Raw genomic sequence first — 14593 nt, 5'->3', positions numbered from 1 at the left:
TTTCCGGGGGCAATTAAGATACAGCAATGACCGCGGATTTTCCGGCCTAAAATGAGAAATACTCTCAAATGACCTCAAAACCACTAAGTCCTCAAAAAGCTTGATTTCCCACACCTTTCACCCTAAAACAGACAGTCCGTATTTACGACTGTCTAAGGCAATGGTTAAGAGTCCTCCCTTTCGGGAAGAACGCCTTATCGGTGGAAGGTATCTAATATGAAAATGCGCACTCACTCTGGCGCTAAGAAGCGTTTGAAAGTTCTTTCAAGCGGTAAAGTTAAGAAAAAAAGCACTCGCATGCGTCACTTGAACTCTCACATGAGCTCTAAGACGAAAAGACAACTAGGCAAAACATCATACGTTGAAGACGCGAACATGCTTCAAGTTCGTCGTTGTTTGGTATTCTAGTTTTTTAAATTTTAAAATTAATGTCTTTCGGTGCCCGGCTAAGTCCGTGGCGTAATAGAGGTTCAAAATGGCTCGTGTAAAATCTGGTAAAACAAATCGTGCTCGTCACAAAAAAGTTCTTAAAAGAGCAAAAGGTTACTACTCTGCGGGTTCTCGCGCGTACATCCACGCGGTAGAGAAAAATGACCGTGGTATGGCTTTCGCTTACCGCGATCGCAAAGTTAACAAACGTAACTTCCGCACTTTGTGGAATCAGCGTATCAATGCAGCAGCTCGTTTGAACGGGACTACATACTCTCGTTTGATCGGTGGCTTGATTAAAGCTGGCATCCAAGTTGACCGTAAAATCTTGGCTGACCTTGCTATCAACGACGCAGCAGCATTCACTGCACTTTGCAAACACGCTTTGGCATAAGCCAAAGCTAAAAAGTACAGCAAAGCTCTGTTAAAGGAGCCTTAGCCCCATGGACGAGTCCAATAGTCAGTTTGAAAAAAGAAAGCGCGATCATATCAGGATTGCGCTGGATCCTAGGTCCCAGACCGATGGACAAAACGGATTGGACTCGATCACTTTGATTCATGAGGCTTTGCCTGATCTGAACTTTAAAGAGGTCGATATTTCGACCTCTTTCTTTTTTTCCGGGGAGTCCATCCCACTTTCTTCTCCGATCTTTATCTCTTCAATGACTGCGGGCCACGAAAAGGGGCGCGAGATCAATGAGGCATTGGCGCGTCTGAGTGACCGTCGTCAGATTCTGATGGGGGTTGGTTCTCAACGTCGCGAACTGGAAGATTCCAATGCTGCCGAAGAATGGGCCCGCGTGCGCAAACAAGCACCGAAGGCCCGCTTGCTTGGCAATATTGGAATCGCTCAGCTCATCAAGTCGCCGATTGATAAAATCCGCCGACTGATTGATTCCACGGAAGCCGTGGCTTTGTTCGTTCACCTAAATCCCTTGCAAGAGGCTTTGCAGCCCGAGGGCACCACCGATTTCAAAAACGGTCTGTCCGCCATTGAAAACCTGGTGAAACTGGCGGGTGTGCCGGTGATCGTAAAAGAAACCGGCTGTGGATTTTCTGTCGAAACTCTGAAGCGTCTTTCCAGCACCGGTATTTACGGAGTGGATGTCAGCGGCAAGGGTGGGACGCACTGGGGCCGTGTGGAAGGCTATCGTTCGGAAGAATCCGACATGCTTTATCACGTAGCCCAAACTTTCGCCAACTGGGGCATCAGCACGAAGCAAAGCATGCTGAACGCCATCGAAGCCCGAGTAGAGTATCAGCTCTGGGCATCGGGCGGCGTGAGAAACGGATTGGAAATTGGTAAACTTATGGCGTTGGGAGCTTCAAAGGTGGGGGTTGCAAAACCTTTCCTGGAAGCGGCTCTTCAGGGCGATGAGGCTCTTGAGAAACTTCTGACCCAGCTGGAAACAGAGTTGAAAGTAACGATGTTCTGCACGGGCAGCCGCAATCTGAAAGACCTCCAAAGCAAGAAGGTGATTCAATGACAAAACAACTTCAGGATATCTTTAAAGGTTTCTCCAAATTGTCTCGTGAAGAGCGTCTGAAAGCACTTAAAGAAGTCGGTGCATTGAACGAAGCCGAAGCTGACTATCTTGCCAAGGGCGGGTTGAAAGACACCTCTTTGGGTGAAAAATTCATTGAAAATGTGATCGGTTACTTCCAGCTTCCGCTGGGCGTGGTGACCAATATGCGCGTGGACGGCAAAGACTTTGTCGTTCCTATGGCGGTAGAGGAAACCTCAATCGTGGCGGCGTGCTCTAAAACGGCCAAATGGATCCGTGAATCCGGCTCTATCACAACGGAAGTTGTTGGTAACGAAATCATCGGTCAGATCCAATTGGCTAAAATCCGCAGCTTTGCGGATTTTGAAAAACAAATTCTGTCCCAGAAAAATTATCTGATCGAAGCGGCCAACCGCGAAGTGGCCTTCGGCCTGGTTCGTCGTGGCGGTGGAGTGCGGGACTTGCAAGTGCGCCGTGTGCCTCGCGGTGACGGCACAGATATGGCCGTGATCCACATCCTGATGGATCCGTGTGATGCCATGGGTGCCAACATCATCAATCAGGTGTGTGAATACCTGAAAGAGCCGATTGAACAGTTTACGGGTGAAAAAGTCACCATGTGCATTCTGTCCAATCTGGTGGATTCCAAAGTCACTCGCGCCGTTGTGCGCATTGATGACATTGATCCGGAATTGGCTGAAAAAATTGAAGAAGCTTCTTTGTTTGCACAAATGGACCCTTACCGTGCAGCCACCAATAACAAAGGTGTTCTGAATGGCATTGATCCGATCTTGATCGCGACGGGCAACGACTGGCGAGCAGTCGAGGCGGGCATTCATGCTTATGCTTGCCGTGATGGTCAATATCGTTCCATTACTCGCTGGTACCGTGAAGGCAAAAGTCTGGTGGGCGTGTTTGAAGCTCCGCTGGTTGTGGGCACCGTGGGTGGTGTGACGACTTTGCATCCGACAGCGATGCTTTCCATGAAAATGCTGGACACCAAATCTGCCAACGAATTGTCCCGTATCGTAGCGGCGGTGGGCTTGGTGCAGAATCTGGGTGCTTTGAAGGCCTTGACCACGGTGGGTATCATCGAAGGTCACATGAAGCTTCACACCAAGAATCTGGCTTTGGGAGCGGGGGCCGAGGAAAAAGAAATTCCTATGGTTCAAAAGAAGCTGGAAGAAATTCTGGCGATTCGCAAACGCATCTCTTTGAGCAATGCCATCGACGTTCTGAAAGAACTTCGTGCGGCTCAGAAAACCCCTGCGTCCACGACCCAACATCATTCCTAGGAGCGGACCTTGTCTTTGGTCTTCTCCGTTCCCGGAAAAACATTTATAGCTGGTGAATACCTGGCTCTGGCGGAAGGGCCGACGCTGTTCTTCCTTTCGCAGCCTTGCTTTGAAACGGAAATCTCCCGTGGCAAAGGCGATGTTCTGGGCATTCACCCGGACAGTCCTGCCGGCGTTTTCATGAGCAAACACCGGGGCTATTTCAGAAATTTCGACATCACATTCCGCGATGCTTATTCCGGCAAGGGCGGCTTTGGTGCCTCGACGGCGCAGTTCCTTTCTGTCTATGCGATGTGGCTTTATAAAGAGGCTCACCAAATGGACATGGAAAAGTACCTCGACTTTAAACACATGCTTGAAGTGTACTATCACGTGGCCTGGAACGGGCAGGGCCAGCGACCAAGTGGCGCGGACCTGGTGGCACAACTTAAAGGATCCATGACCTTCTTTGAAAAACGCCGCGGGATGATTTCGGTGGCCAGCTGGCCCTTTGATGATCTGGAGCTGTTGCTGGTGCATACCGGGAACAAGCTTGCGACGCATGAACATCTGCGCACCCTTCCGGTATTCCCGATCCACGGGCTTGAAAGTGCCATGGGAGCAATTCGTGAAGCCTTCAACAAGGTCGACAGTGAGCAGTTCATCGGGGGTGTGAAAGCCTATGCCGACGAACTTTTGAAACTGAATTTCACCTGCGAGCCGACCCTGAAACTTCTTTCCGATATCAGGCAACTTCCCGGCGTAAAAGCGGCCAAAGGCTGTGGTGCTTTGGGTGTGGATGTGATGGCGATCATTGTGGCCAAAGGTGAAACTGCCGGCATTAAAAACTACTGTGAAAGCAAGGGCCTGTCCGTGCTTTCTTCCTCTGATAAAATCTCGCTAGGACTTCAGGTCCGAGGAAGCCTATGAAACAAGTGACTGTATCTGCTCCATCCAATATCGCTCTTATCAAGTACATGGGTAAGATCGAGGGCACCGGCAATAAACCGACCAACGGTTCATTGTCCTACACTTTGGAAAACCTGCGCACCTACGTTCGTTTGACTGAAATCGAAGCGGGCGAAGACCAATGGAAACCGCTGGTGCGTGAAGACCTGCAAAAAATCGAGCTGTCTGAAAAAGGCCAGCAGCGCTTTATCAAGCACCTGCAAAATCTGAAAGACAAGTGGGGCGTAAAACAGAACTTTCTGATTGAATCCGCGAACAATTTTCCGTCGGACTGCGGTCTGGCAAGCTCGGCTTCAAGTTTTGCCGCTTTGACTTTGGCGGCAGCGGAAATGTTCCAGCAGATCCACCCACAGCCGTGGGGCACAGATAAAAAATATCTTTCTGAATTGTCCCGCCAAGGTTCGGGTTCTTCCTGTCGTTCTTTGTTCACTCCGTGGGCTTTGTGGCAGCATGAATACGCAGAACCGATGGCATTTGAAGTCAAAAACCTGCACCACATGGTGGTGATTGTGGAAGACTCCAAAAAAGAAGTCTCAAGCTCTGAAGCCCACAAGCTTGTGACCACAAGCCCGCGTTTCACGGGTCGTCCCGAGCGTGCGGAATTGCGCCTGAAAGACCTGAGCATGGCGTTGCAGTTTAACGACTGGCATATCGCACGCCAGATTGTCTGGGATGAATTCATCGACATGCACCGTCTGTTTGAAACCAGCACGCCGTCTTTCACTTATATGAACGATGGATCCAAAAAGGTTCTGGAAGATTGCCAGGCGTTTTGGAACAAATGGCAAGATGGCCCGTTGGTGACCATGGATGCCGGTGCCAACGTGCACTTGTTGTTCCGTCACGATCAGAAAAAACAATTCGCGCAGTACCGTGAGCATTTTGAAAAGGACTTCAAGGTCATGGCTTTTGAAGGTGTGAAAGACAATGTCCATTGATTTCACCTGCAAAGCCTTTGGTAAGTGCATTATCGCCGGTGAACACGCGGTTTTGCGTGGCGTGCCTGCGGTGGTGTTTCCCATCCAGTCCCGCAATCTGGATCTAAGCTATTCCCGTGGTGAGCAGCCCTTGGAGCTTCGCCTGGTCGGTGATCACGGCAAAGAATTGCAGCTGCTGGTGTGGGGTGTGCTTGAAAAGGCCTGCGAACTTAAAGGCATCAAACGCACAGATTTAAAAGGCACATTGTTGCTTGAATCCTCGATTCCAGTTGGCGCCGGTATGGGTGCTTCCGCCGCACTTTGTGTGGCTCTGACTCGTTGGTTGGGATATCTGGGGTACGTTGTTGAAGATGACTACTATGAATTCGCCCGCAATCTGGAAAACCTTTTCCATGGTGAATCCAGCGGTGTTGATATCGCCGTGGCATTAAGTGGTGAAGGTCTGCGCTTTGTTCGCAATGGTGAAAAGAAGCCTTTGACCCCGGCGTGGAAACCGCACTGGTATATCTCTTATTCCGGCAAACGCGGTGTCACCGTGGATGCGGTGAATAAGGTCAAGGACCTGCTTTTAAAAAATCCAGCCGTCGGTGAGCAGATCGATCAGCAGATGGCTGAAGCCGTCAGTATTTTGGAAACAGCCCTGAAGATGGACGAAAAAACCGGCTTGCCGGTATTGGCCAAAGCCCTGACCCTGGCAGGTGACTGTTTTGAAAAATGGGACCTGAACGAAGGTGAACCCGCAAAACACATCGCGTGGCTAAAATCCCAAGGAGCCCTGGCCGTAAAACCAACCGGTTCCGGCGGCGGTGGCTACGTCTTGTCCCTGTGGACCGCTCTGCCTCCGGCAGAAATCCAATCCCACCTGATCCCTTGTTAAAAGGTGCCTGGTTGTTTTTTCTGGCTACAAAGCGTTAGTATTGGATTAGATCACCAATCCTTCTAAGGCGGCGAGCATGAAGAAAGAGTCCGGCATTTCGCAAGCGTTGTCACAATTGCAGAAAGATGTTCAAAGTCAGGCGGACGCCAGTCGCGCCGTCGTCTTGCAAAGATTCTTTAAAACCGGAAAGGGCGAGTATGCCGAGGGCGATGTCTTTCTTGGCCTGACCGTTCCGCAAAGCCGTAAGATCGCCAAAAAGTATGCTTCCGCCCTTAGTTTAAAAGAGCTTGATAGTCTGATGAAGTCGCCAAATCACGAAGAGCGTTTGATAGCTCTGCTGATTTTGGTGTCTCAGTTTCAAGAGGCTTCTGAAAAAGAACAAACCCGTATCTTTAAGCTTTATATCAAGAATTCAAAACACGTGAACAACTGGGACCTGGTCGACACTTCAGCGCCTGCAATTATTGGTGGATACCTGCTAAATCGAGATCGTTCGGTTCTGAGGAAACTCGCGACTTCCAAGAATCTGTGGCAGCGCCGTATTGCCATGCTGGCGACTTTTCGTTTTATCTATAATGGCGAATCCACCGACACACTTAAGATTGCAAAGCTTCTGCTGAAAGACGAACACGACCTGATTCACAAGGCGGTGGGCTGGATGCTTCGGGAAATGGGTAAAAAAGTCAGCGAAGAAAAACTGCTGAAGTTTCTGGATCAACATGCGGCCAAAATGCCCAGAACGATGTTGCGCTATTCTTTGGAAAAGCTGTCTGCTGAAAAACGCAAACACTACATGAACAAATAAGATCAGGCGCAGATCATACCTGCGCCCACTGGATGGATTAACGGTGCTGACAAGAATAGCTGTACAGCGCGATGCTGCCAGCCACCGTGGCATTCAGGGATTCCACGCTTTGAGTGGAAACCGACAGACGCTGCAGGTTTTTAATCCCGCTAAAGCCCGGGCCCTCTTCGCCCAAAGCGATGCGCACGTTCTTTGGCCACTTGAAGTTCGCAACACTTTCGCCCTTCATGTCCAAAGCATAGATCTGATCGTTGTTGGAAACAAACTCAGCAAATTTGCCGATCTTAAACAACGGCAGTTTCAACAAAGCCCCCGCGGAAGCCTTGATCGCTTTCGGGTGGTATGGCGAGCAGCTTTCTTCGGTCAGAATCATTTTGCTCGCGCCAAAAGCCAACGAGGAACGCGCCAAGGCACCCAGGTTGGATGGATCTCCCAGTGGGGAAATCACTTCCAGGCCTTCGGCTTTAGCCGAAGTCAGCGGAGCGATCTCTTTCGGTTCCAGAACCAATAGGTTGTAATGCGTGCCCACGATGTCAATTTCGTTGAATAGAGCTTTTGGCAGTTTGAAAACCGGGATGCGCTGGCCTTTCAGCTTTGGCGCAGTCATCGTCACGGACTTCAGGTCCTCGTGAACGATTTCACCCTTGATGCGGAAGTTCGGGTTTTCCAGGAACTCTTCGATCAGCTTTTCGCCCATCAGAATAAATTCAGAATGCTTCTTGATTCCGCGCGCAGAGCTTAGATCGCTCCAGCGGCGGAAGTGGTCGTTGGTTTTAGAGCTGATTTCAATCACGTCTGATCCTACTCGCGGCGGTAAAGTTTCAAGTCGAAGTATTTATACGGACCTTTGATGATGCGAATCTTCGTGCCGTCCATGTCTCTAAAGACAATCACGTCATAGAAGTGGGTCGGATCCATGGCGATCTTGCCATAGAACAACGGACCGTCAGCTTCCAGCCAGCCAGTGGCTTTATGCGTGAACAGGGCATTGGATTTAATACGCAATGTGGACAAAGCATCGCCTTCGCGCATCTCCAGATTCACAAACCAGATGGAATTGTGATCGTAAGCCACCCAATCGCCCTGAAGCTGTTCACAAGTGACCGGCGTCAGTGAAACAACCGTTGGCCATGGAATAACGGGGTCGCCACCCGGGCCGCGGGCATGAGCTGAAATACTGAAAACAGCAAGAAGTACTAACAGGAGTGTTTTCATAGTGTCGCTTCCTCCGATTGTCTGAAGTGCACAGATGATTGCGGATTAAAGTAATAACCTTTGCGGTCGCGCAGGATGTATCTTGGGCTTTCCATGTCCGGCTCAAGCAGAGCGCGCAGACGTTTGATCGATACGTAAATCAGATTGTCATGCAGTTCAGGGTCGTAAGCCTGCTGCCAGATGATCTCGATTAAATCTTCCTTGGAATAACGGGTGCCGGCCTTTTTGATGAACAACAAAGCCAGATCAAAAAGAATATGCTGATTGCGGAAGTCAATCAGACCCTTGTTGCGTTCCTGAACACTGCGCGCCGCCTCGTCGATCTGGAAGTCAAACTGAGGTGCATTGCGAACAATATCTTCAGGGCACATTTGACGGATGAATTTATAAACGCGTGGTAGGCGAGTTTTGTCCGTTCCACGCAACGCCAGTTCAGCGTAGATGCGATAAGCTTCTTTGTTACCCAGTTCTCGGTTCACATGGGCCATTTGTGCCAGAATACGCGAAATCAGCAGATGGAAGCCGTGCAGTTTGGCCTGTTCATAGCAGTCCCACAAAAGATCATTCGCCGCTTCCAGCTTGCCGGTTTGCGTGAAGATGTGTGTGCGCAACAAGCGCGACGTCAGCTGCATTTCGGCGTTATCCATTTCAGCCAGAATGGTGTCGAGCTTATTCAGCTGCAGCAGGCTTTGTGCGAATTGGGCCGGTTCAAAAGCGCGAGTCATCGCATTGGTGAACAGGGCGCGCACCAGGGTATCCAGATCGCCAGCTTGAGTGGCTTTGGTGATGGCCGAGTTGATGTAGTCTTCGGACTCTTGCATTTTTCCGTTGGCCAAAAGCCATGAACCGATCAGATTTTCGGCCATGCCCTGAAGGCGCTCGTCCGAAGTGTTGCGGCTTAAAGTCAAAGTCTGATCGATCACGGATTGAGCATCAGAAAGCTCTTCCAGTTCATGACAGCATTGGAAGTACAGACGGGCAGATTCAATCCAGTCTTGAGAAAGTCCGCGGGCTGAAGCCTCCACCATGGCTTCTTCACTCAATAAACGGGCCTCGTGCAGCGCCCCTTTACGGTGCTGCAAACGTGCCAGTTGCAATGAAGTGTTCTGGGTGGAGTTTGACATCAGTATTTAGCCCAGCGTCTTTTTTCTTCGTTGGACAGTTCGTCCATCAACAGTTCTTCGCCTTCATCTTCTTCCGGTAAAGGCATGTTTTTGATTTTTTCATAAACCACCAAACGGCGTTCATGCGGCGTTTGCGGCAGGGAATACGCCACATCCTGAACCAGTTTGTAGTACTCGCCCCAGTCTTTTTTGGCGGCTTCAATTTCAGGTCCCACGCCGGGGCCTTTCATGAAGTAAACGCGGCCACCGATTTCAAGGCAGCTGATCACGTTCCCCAGGGTGTTGCCGATATCTTCAACCGCGCGGGTGATCGCGCCGCGAACAGGATAGACGCAATGTTTGTTGATGTTGCGGCCCAGAATGTCCAGGTTTTGAAGGTTCATCTCGCTGCGGACATGTTTTAGGAATTCTACACGGCGCTGAACGCCTTCACCCAAAAGGATCTGTTGATCCGGGTACATGATTTTAAGTGGAATCCCCGGAAAGCCAGGTCCGGTGCCGACATCCAGCAATGGGAACTGCAGGTCAGTGTATTTCATGATGATGATGCTGTCGATGAAGTGCTTGATGGCCACATCACGCAGCTTCAGCAGGCGAGTGAAGTTCTCTTTTTCCTGATTCAGCATCAAAAGGCGGTAAAAGTGCGCCAGTTGCTGTCTTTGGCTGTGGCTGACCAGATCAAATCCGTGATTGCGAAAGACATCAGCAAGGCGGTCATTGGCCTCATGAATGTCATAGATCGTCTCTGGTTTCTTATGGCGGCCCATGTTGGAGGTCGCTGGAGGTGCAGCAACGCCTTTGGACCCATGACGGGCTTCTTGGCGGGCTTTATACGGGCTGTAGTTAGTCTTGTTCTTATGGGCCATAGCAGTCGGGGGAACATAGGTCCAAAGGCCTTAAACCTCAAGTCTTTTCTGCGCCGTGTGTAAAAGCTAAATGCTTGAAAATACGGGCCTCCAGAGGGATATTGAGAACCTATGTCGACGACCAAACTTGATTCCATCAAAGATAACGCCCTGGCGGCCTTTAAAGCGGCCCCCAGCTCCAAAGACCTCTATGATCTGAAAGTTCAGTACCTGGGTAAAAGCGGGTCCCTGACTGAAATCATGAAAGAAATGGCTTCTTTGCCAAAAGAGGAAAAGCCTCTGTTTGGTAAAAAAGTGAATGAAGTGAAGCAGCTTCTGGAAGCCGCTTACACCGAAGCAGAAGACGCTCTAAAAAAGAAAGAGATCTCTGCAAAAATGGCGGCTGAGGAAATCGACATGACTTTGCCGGCGTTCTCCCAACCAAAGGGGACGGCGCACCCGGTGAATATCGTGGTGGAAGAGATCTTCACCGTGATGTCCCGCTTGGGTTACAGCATCCGCACGGGTCCGATGATCGAGAAGGACTACTATAACTTTGAAGCCCTGAACATTCCGGCGGATCACCCGGCGCGTGACATGGCCGACACCTTCTTCGTCGACAAAACCCACGTTTTAAGAACTCACACGTCTCCGATTCAAATCCATTCTTTGGAAAATGAAGAGCTTCCATTGCGTGTGATTGGCACCGGTCCGGTGTTCCGTTGTGACAGTGATATTTCTCACTTGCCGAACTTCCATCAGATCGAAGCTTTGTGCGTGGATGAGAAAATCTCCATGGCGGACTTGAAAGGCACCATCAGCTTCTTCGTGCGTGAGTTCTTCGGTCCGGGTCTGAAAACCCGTTTCCGCCCAAGCTATTTCCCGTTCACCGAACCGTCTGCGGAAGTGGATTGCTCTTGCCCGATCTGTAAGGGCAAAGGCTGTTCTTTGTGCAAGCAAAGCGGCTGGATCGAAATCGGCGGTTGCGGTCTGGTGAACCCGAAAGTGTTCCAGGCGGCCAAAATTGAATATCCCAAGTGGCAGGGCTTTGCCTTCGGCTTTGGTGTTGAGCGTATGGCCATCATCAAGTACGGCATCGAAGACATCCGCTTGTTCCCTGAAAACGACGTAAGATTCTTAAGGCAGTTTGTAAAATGAAGATCAGTTTAAAATGGCTCCATGATTATGTTGATGTGACCGAATTCTTCCAAAAGCCGGAAGTGCTGGCGGAAGCTTTGACCCGTGGCGGTTTGGAGGTTGAAGAAATCACCAATCGCGCGAAAGACTTCAATCACGTGGTGATTGGTCACATCCTTGAAAAAGACAAACACCCGAATGCTGACAAGCTTTCCTTGTGCCGTGTTTCCACGGGCGAGGGCGTGGTTCATCAGATCGTGTGCGGCGCACAAAACCACAAAGCGGGGGACCGTGTGATCGTGGCGTTGCCGGGGGCAGTATTACCTGGCAACTTCGCGATTAAAAAATCTGCCGTGCGCGGTGTGGATTCTGCCGGCATGCTGTGCTCTTTGAAAGAGCTGGGCTTGGCGACGGAATCTGAAGGCATCGCGATTTTGCCAGCGGATGCTCCGGTGGGTAAAGCCTATGCAGAATACGGCGGCTATGACGACGTGACTTTCGAGCTGAAAGTGACGGCGAACCGTGCGGATTGTCTGTCTCACTTTGGTCTTGCGCGCGAAGTTTCCACTTTGTTCGGTAAAGAATTGAAAGTGCCTTCCGCTGAACTTAAAACCAATGGCAAATCCACCAAGTCTGAAATTGCTTTGGACGTTAAAGCCTTTGATCTGTGCCCGCGTTATGCGGGTCGCTTCCTGAAAGGTGTGAAAGTGGGACCAAGTCCTGCTTGGTTGAAAGCCCGTCTTGAAAGTGTCGGCATGAACTCTATCAACAACATCGTGGACGTGACGAACTACGTGATGTTGGAACTGGGGCAGCCGTTGCATGCTTTTGATGCGGCCTTCATCAACGGTAAAAAAATCATCGTGGACCGTGCTACAGCTAATGAATCCTTCACCAAGTTGGATGGAAATACTATTTTCCTTACTGGTGCTGAGTTGACGATTCGAGATTCCTCTCATGCAATTTGTCTGGCGGGTGTTGTGGGTGGTAAAAACTCCGGCGTTTCTGATTCCACCACTGAAGTGTTCTTGGAAGCCGCTTACTTCCTGCCGATGAGTGCGCGTAAAACTTCACGCTCTCACGGTATCGATACGGACTCCTCTTATCGCTTTGCCCGTGGTGTGGATCCGGATGGAACTTTGCGCGGTTTGAACCGTGCAGCGGCTTTGATTCTGGAAGTGGCTGGTGGCGAAGCTTATGAAGACAATCATGACTTCTATCCAAATCCGGTGAAAAAAGCCCCGGTGGATATCACCATCAAAACGGTTTCCGAGCGTTTGGGTTATGAGGCCGAAGAACATAAGTTCGTCGATTTCATGAAGCGTCTGGGTTGCGAAATCAACAAAAAGGGCGAGACCTTCACGGTGTTGCCTCCGACCTTCCGTTTCGATATCGAACAGGACATGGACCTGGTTGAAGAATACGCTCGTCTGAATGGCTATGAGCATATTCCAGAGGCGTTGCCTGCTTTGGCAGCAGCTCCAAGCTTCCAGGACAAGACTTTCATGTTGAACCGCACCACAAGTGAACTTTTGCGTGGTGAGGGCTTCCAACAAGCGGTGAACTTTGCCTTTGTTGGTTCCAAAGCTCAAAAAGCATTCTTGGGTTCTTTGGAATCCATGAAAGCGACGGGTCTGGCAGCCACTGAAAAGGAAATCCGCATCCTGAACCCTCTGAATGAGGAAATGGATGTGATGAGAAGTTCCTTGAGCTTTGGTCTGTTCAGAAACCTGAACAACAACTTCCACGCTGGCAACATGCAGGGGCGTTTGTTTGAAATCGGCAGCACGTTCTTTGTTAAAGAAGACGGCAGTTTTGCTGAAGGCAGCCGTGCCGGGATGGCTATCTGGGGTCGCGCAAGCAACCTTTGGAACAAATCCCTGGATTACCCGGTTGTTTACGAACTTAAAGCGGCAGTTGAAGTTCTTTTGAAGTCTTTGAATATCTCTTCTTACACCTGGGTGACTCCGGCGAACAAAGCGGAAGTGCCTGAATTCTTGCATCAAGGGCAGTTCGCGCAGCTTTTGGTGGAAGGTAAGAAAGTGGGCTTCATCGGCACACTTCATCCGCTTCTTCTTGAAGACAATAAGATTCGTGTTCCTGCGGCTTTGGCCGAATTGGATCTGGATCAGCTTTATAAAGGTCAGCCTCGTCCTTACCGTATCCAAAGCGTGTCCAAGTTCCCGATTGTGGAGCGTGACTTCGCCTTTGTGATGCCGAAAACCCTGAAAGTCGGCGATGTCCTGAAGGACATCCGCAAGGCGGGCGCCGGGTTGCTTCTGAACGTGGACGTCTTTGACCTGTATGAAGGCGAAAAGATGGAAGCGGGCAAGAAGTCCGTTGCGATCCGTATTTGGTTGCAGGATAAGAATGCCACACTGCAAGAAACCCAGATTAACGAGACAACAACCAAGATTTTGGAAAGCTTAAAGAAGAATTTTGATCTTTCTGTGAGATAAATTCTTGATTGTTTTCAGTTAGTTGTTACGATTTTATGTAGCACTTGAAGAATTTTAATGGAGTGAATGACTATTATGGCAGGCCAGAACTTAGGTAAATCAACTGTGACTAAGGCCGATATCGTCGAGAACGTATATCAGAAGATCGGTTTCTCCAAAAAAGAAGCTTCTGAATTGGTGGAACTTGTTTTCGACACCTTGAAGACTGTTCTTCAAGATGGCGAAAAGGTTAAGATTTCTGGTTTCGGTAATTTCGTTGTTCGTGGCAAGAACGAGCGTATTGGTCGCAACCCGCAGACGGGTGAGCAGATCAAGATCTCTGCACGCCGTGTTCTTACTTTCCGTCCGTCTCAGGTTTTGAAGGCGATGTTGAACGGTGAAGAGTACGCTCACTTAAAAGATGAGGACGATGATGATGACTACGACGACAATGAGTAATCCGTCCCTTGAGGCTGACAGCTCCGAGCTGTCGCTAGGGGATCATCATATTGATTTTGTCGAAGAGACTGAAAAAGCGACGTCTGTCCCGGTGACGGCGACGACTCCGATCTCCATCCCGGCGATGCTGTGTGATGAGAAACTCTTGGAAGAAATCAATGCGATCCCGGACAAAATGGGTTTCAAAATCGGCGACGTGGCTGAAATCCTGGGCATCAAACAATATGTTTTGCGCTATTGGGAAACAGAGTTTGAAGTTCTTCGTCCGAAAAAAGCCTCTAACAACCAGCGTATGTACACTCGTAAAGACGTGGAAAATGCGCTGCTGATCAGAAAGCTTTTGCATCGCGACCGCTTCTCCATCGAGGGCGCAAGAAATGCAATGAAGGAGCTGAAAGCTCACGTCAGAAAAGAAAAGGACATGACTCAAGTGTACCACAAGCTTGAGGGCATCAATGAAGCGGTAGAGGATCTGATCCTCGACATCCGCAGAGTCCGCCAGATTTTCAAATAAATAAAAAGCCACCTCGAAAGGTGGCTTTTTTCTTTTCTAAGGGATGTGCCAGGTAATTCTGGTG

The 14593-nt window shown here is 49.8% G+C and carries 16 protein-coding genes; 12 read left to right on the top strand and 4 right to left on the bottom strand.

All coding sequences use genetic code 11. The features are described from left to right. Positions 1-216: 216 nt before the first annotated feature. The 8 genes from rpmI (at position 217) to AC04MQ_RS10560 (ending at position 6797) form a co-directional block, all read left to right on the top strand. On the top strand, positions 217-408 hold the full coding sequence (gene rpmI / locus AC04MQ_RS10595) for a 50S ribosomal protein L35 (RefSeq protein WP_011164102.1): 192 nt from the start codon (positions 217-219) through the stop codon (positions 406-408). Positions 409-475: 67 nt separating this feature from the next. Continuing rightward, on the top strand, positions 476-823 hold the full coding sequence (gene rplT, locus AC04MQ_RS10590) for a 50S ribosomal protein L20 (protein ID WP_011164103.1): 348 nt from the start codon (positions 476-478) through the stop codon (positions 821-823). Between the two features lie 49 nt (positions 824-872). Further along, positions 873-1916, top strand: coding sequence for a type 2 isopentenyl-diphosphate Delta-isomerase (fni, locus tag AC04MQ_RS10585; protein ID WP_015090762.1), 1044 nt, complete (start codon positions 873-875; stop codon positions 1914-1916). Beyond that, positions 1913-3229 (top strand): hydroxymethylglutaryl-CoA reductase, degradative, encoded by a 1317-nt coding sequence (locus AC04MQ_RS10580; protein WP_015090763.1) that lies wholly within the window; start codon positions 1913-1915, stop codon positions 3227-3229. The genes fni and AC04MQ_RS10580 overlap by 4 nt, the downstream gene beginning before the upstream one ends. A 9-nt stretch (positions 3230-3238) precedes the next feature. Continuing rightward, positions 3239-4138 (top strand): hypothetical protein, encoded by a 900-nt coding sequence (locus tag AC04MQ_RS10575; protein ID WP_475392059.1) that lies wholly within the window; start codon positions 3239-3241, stop codon positions 4136-4138. Continuing rightward, a complete protein-coding gene (gene mvaD / locus AC04MQ_RS10570; protein ID WP_015090765.1) occupies positions 4135-5115 on the top strand; it encodes a diphosphomevalonate decarboxylase in 981 nt (326 codons plus the stop codon). Before AC04MQ_RS10575 ends, mvaD begins: the two co-directional genes overlap by 4 nt. Further along, positions 5105-5992 carry a mevalonate kinase family protein gene (locus AC04MQ_RS10565; RefSeq protein WP_015090766.1) on the top strand — a complete coding sequence of 296 codons (888 nt, stop codon included), beginning with the start codon at positions 5105-5107 and terminating at the stop codon, positions 5990-5992. Before mvaD ends, AC04MQ_RS10565 begins: the two co-directional genes overlap by 11 nt. A 76-nt stretch (positions 5993-6068) precedes the next feature. Next, entirely contained in the window at positions 6069-6797 is a 729-nt protein-coding gene (locus AC04MQ_RS10560) for a DNA alkylation repair protein (protein WP_015090767.1), read from the top strand. Positions 6798-6834: 37 nt separating this feature from the next. Here the strand turns inward: AC04MQ_RS10560 and AC04MQ_RS10555 are convergent, their stop codons facing one another. Genes AC04MQ_RS10555 through AC04MQ_RS10540 form a run of 4 tightly spaced genes read right to left on the bottom strand, consistent with a single transcriptional unit; the run spans position 6835 to position 10002 of the window. Beyond that, entirely contained in the window at positions 6835-7590 is a 756-nt protein-coding gene (locus AC04MQ_RS10555; protein WP_015090768.1) for a TrmH family RNA methyltransferase, read from the bottom strand. Between the two features lie 8 nt (positions 7591-7598). Then, positions 7599-8012, bottom strand: a complete 414-nt coding sequence (locus AC04MQ_RS10550; protein ID WP_041577416.1) for a hypothetical protein — start codon at positions 8010-8012, stop codon at positions 7599-7601. Next, positions 8009-9136 (bottom strand): winged helix-turn-helix domain-containing protein, encoded by a 1128-nt coding sequence (locus AC04MQ_RS10545; protein WP_015090770.1) that lies wholly within the window; start codon positions 9134-9136, stop codon positions 8009-8011. The genes AC04MQ_RS10550 and AC04MQ_RS10545 overlap by 4 nt, the downstream gene beginning before the upstream one ends. Next, the gene (locus AC04MQ_RS10540; protein WP_015090771.1) at positions 9136-10002 is read right to left on the bottom strand and encodes a 16S rRNA (guanine(527)-N(7))-methyltransferase RsmG; all 867 of its coding nucleotides are present in this window, start codon (positions 10000-10002) and stop codon (positions 9136-9138) included. Before AC04MQ_RS10540 ends, AC04MQ_RS10545 begins: the two co-directional genes overlap by 1 nt. 111 nt (positions 10003-10113) lie before the next feature. Between AC04MQ_RS10540 and pheS the strand changes: the two genes are divergently transcribed. The 4 genes from pheS (at position 10114) to AC04MQ_RS10520 (ending at position 14529) form a co-directional block, all read left to right on the top strand. Then, on the top strand, positions 10114-11139 hold the full coding sequence (pheS, locus tag AC04MQ_RS10535) for a phenylalanine--tRNA ligase subunit alpha (protein WP_011164114.1): 1026 nt from the start codon (positions 10114-10116) through the stop codon (positions 11137-11139). Beyond that, the gene (gene pheT / locus AC04MQ_RS10530; RefSeq protein ID WP_475392058.1) at positions 11136-13577 is read left to right on the top strand and encodes a phenylalanine--tRNA ligase subunit beta; all 2442 of its coding nucleotides are present in this window, start codon (positions 11136-11138) and stop codon (positions 13575-13577) included. The genes pheS and pheT overlap by 4 nt, the downstream gene beginning before the upstream one ends. Positions 13578-13682: 105 nt before the next feature. Then, a complete protein-coding gene (locus tag AC04MQ_RS10525) occupies positions 13683-14015 on the top strand; it encodes an integration host factor subunit alpha (protein ID WP_038451770.1) in 333 nt (110 codons plus the stop codon). Continuing rightward, positions 13987-14529: a MerR family transcriptional regulator gene (locus tag AC04MQ_RS10520; RefSeq protein ID WP_235046314.1), complete on the top strand. Its 543-nt coding sequence runs from the start codon at positions 13987-13989 to the stop codon at positions 14527-14529. Before AC04MQ_RS10525 ends, AC04MQ_RS10520 begins: the two co-directional genes overlap by 29 nt. The last annotated feature ends 64 nt before the right edge of the window (positions 14530-14593 follow it).

The sequence above is a fragment of the Bdellovibrio sp. MYbb2 genome, assembly GCF_056175685.1.
Note: the sequence above shows the minus strand (reverse complement) of the source record. Positions and strands in the feature narration are given on the sequence as shown.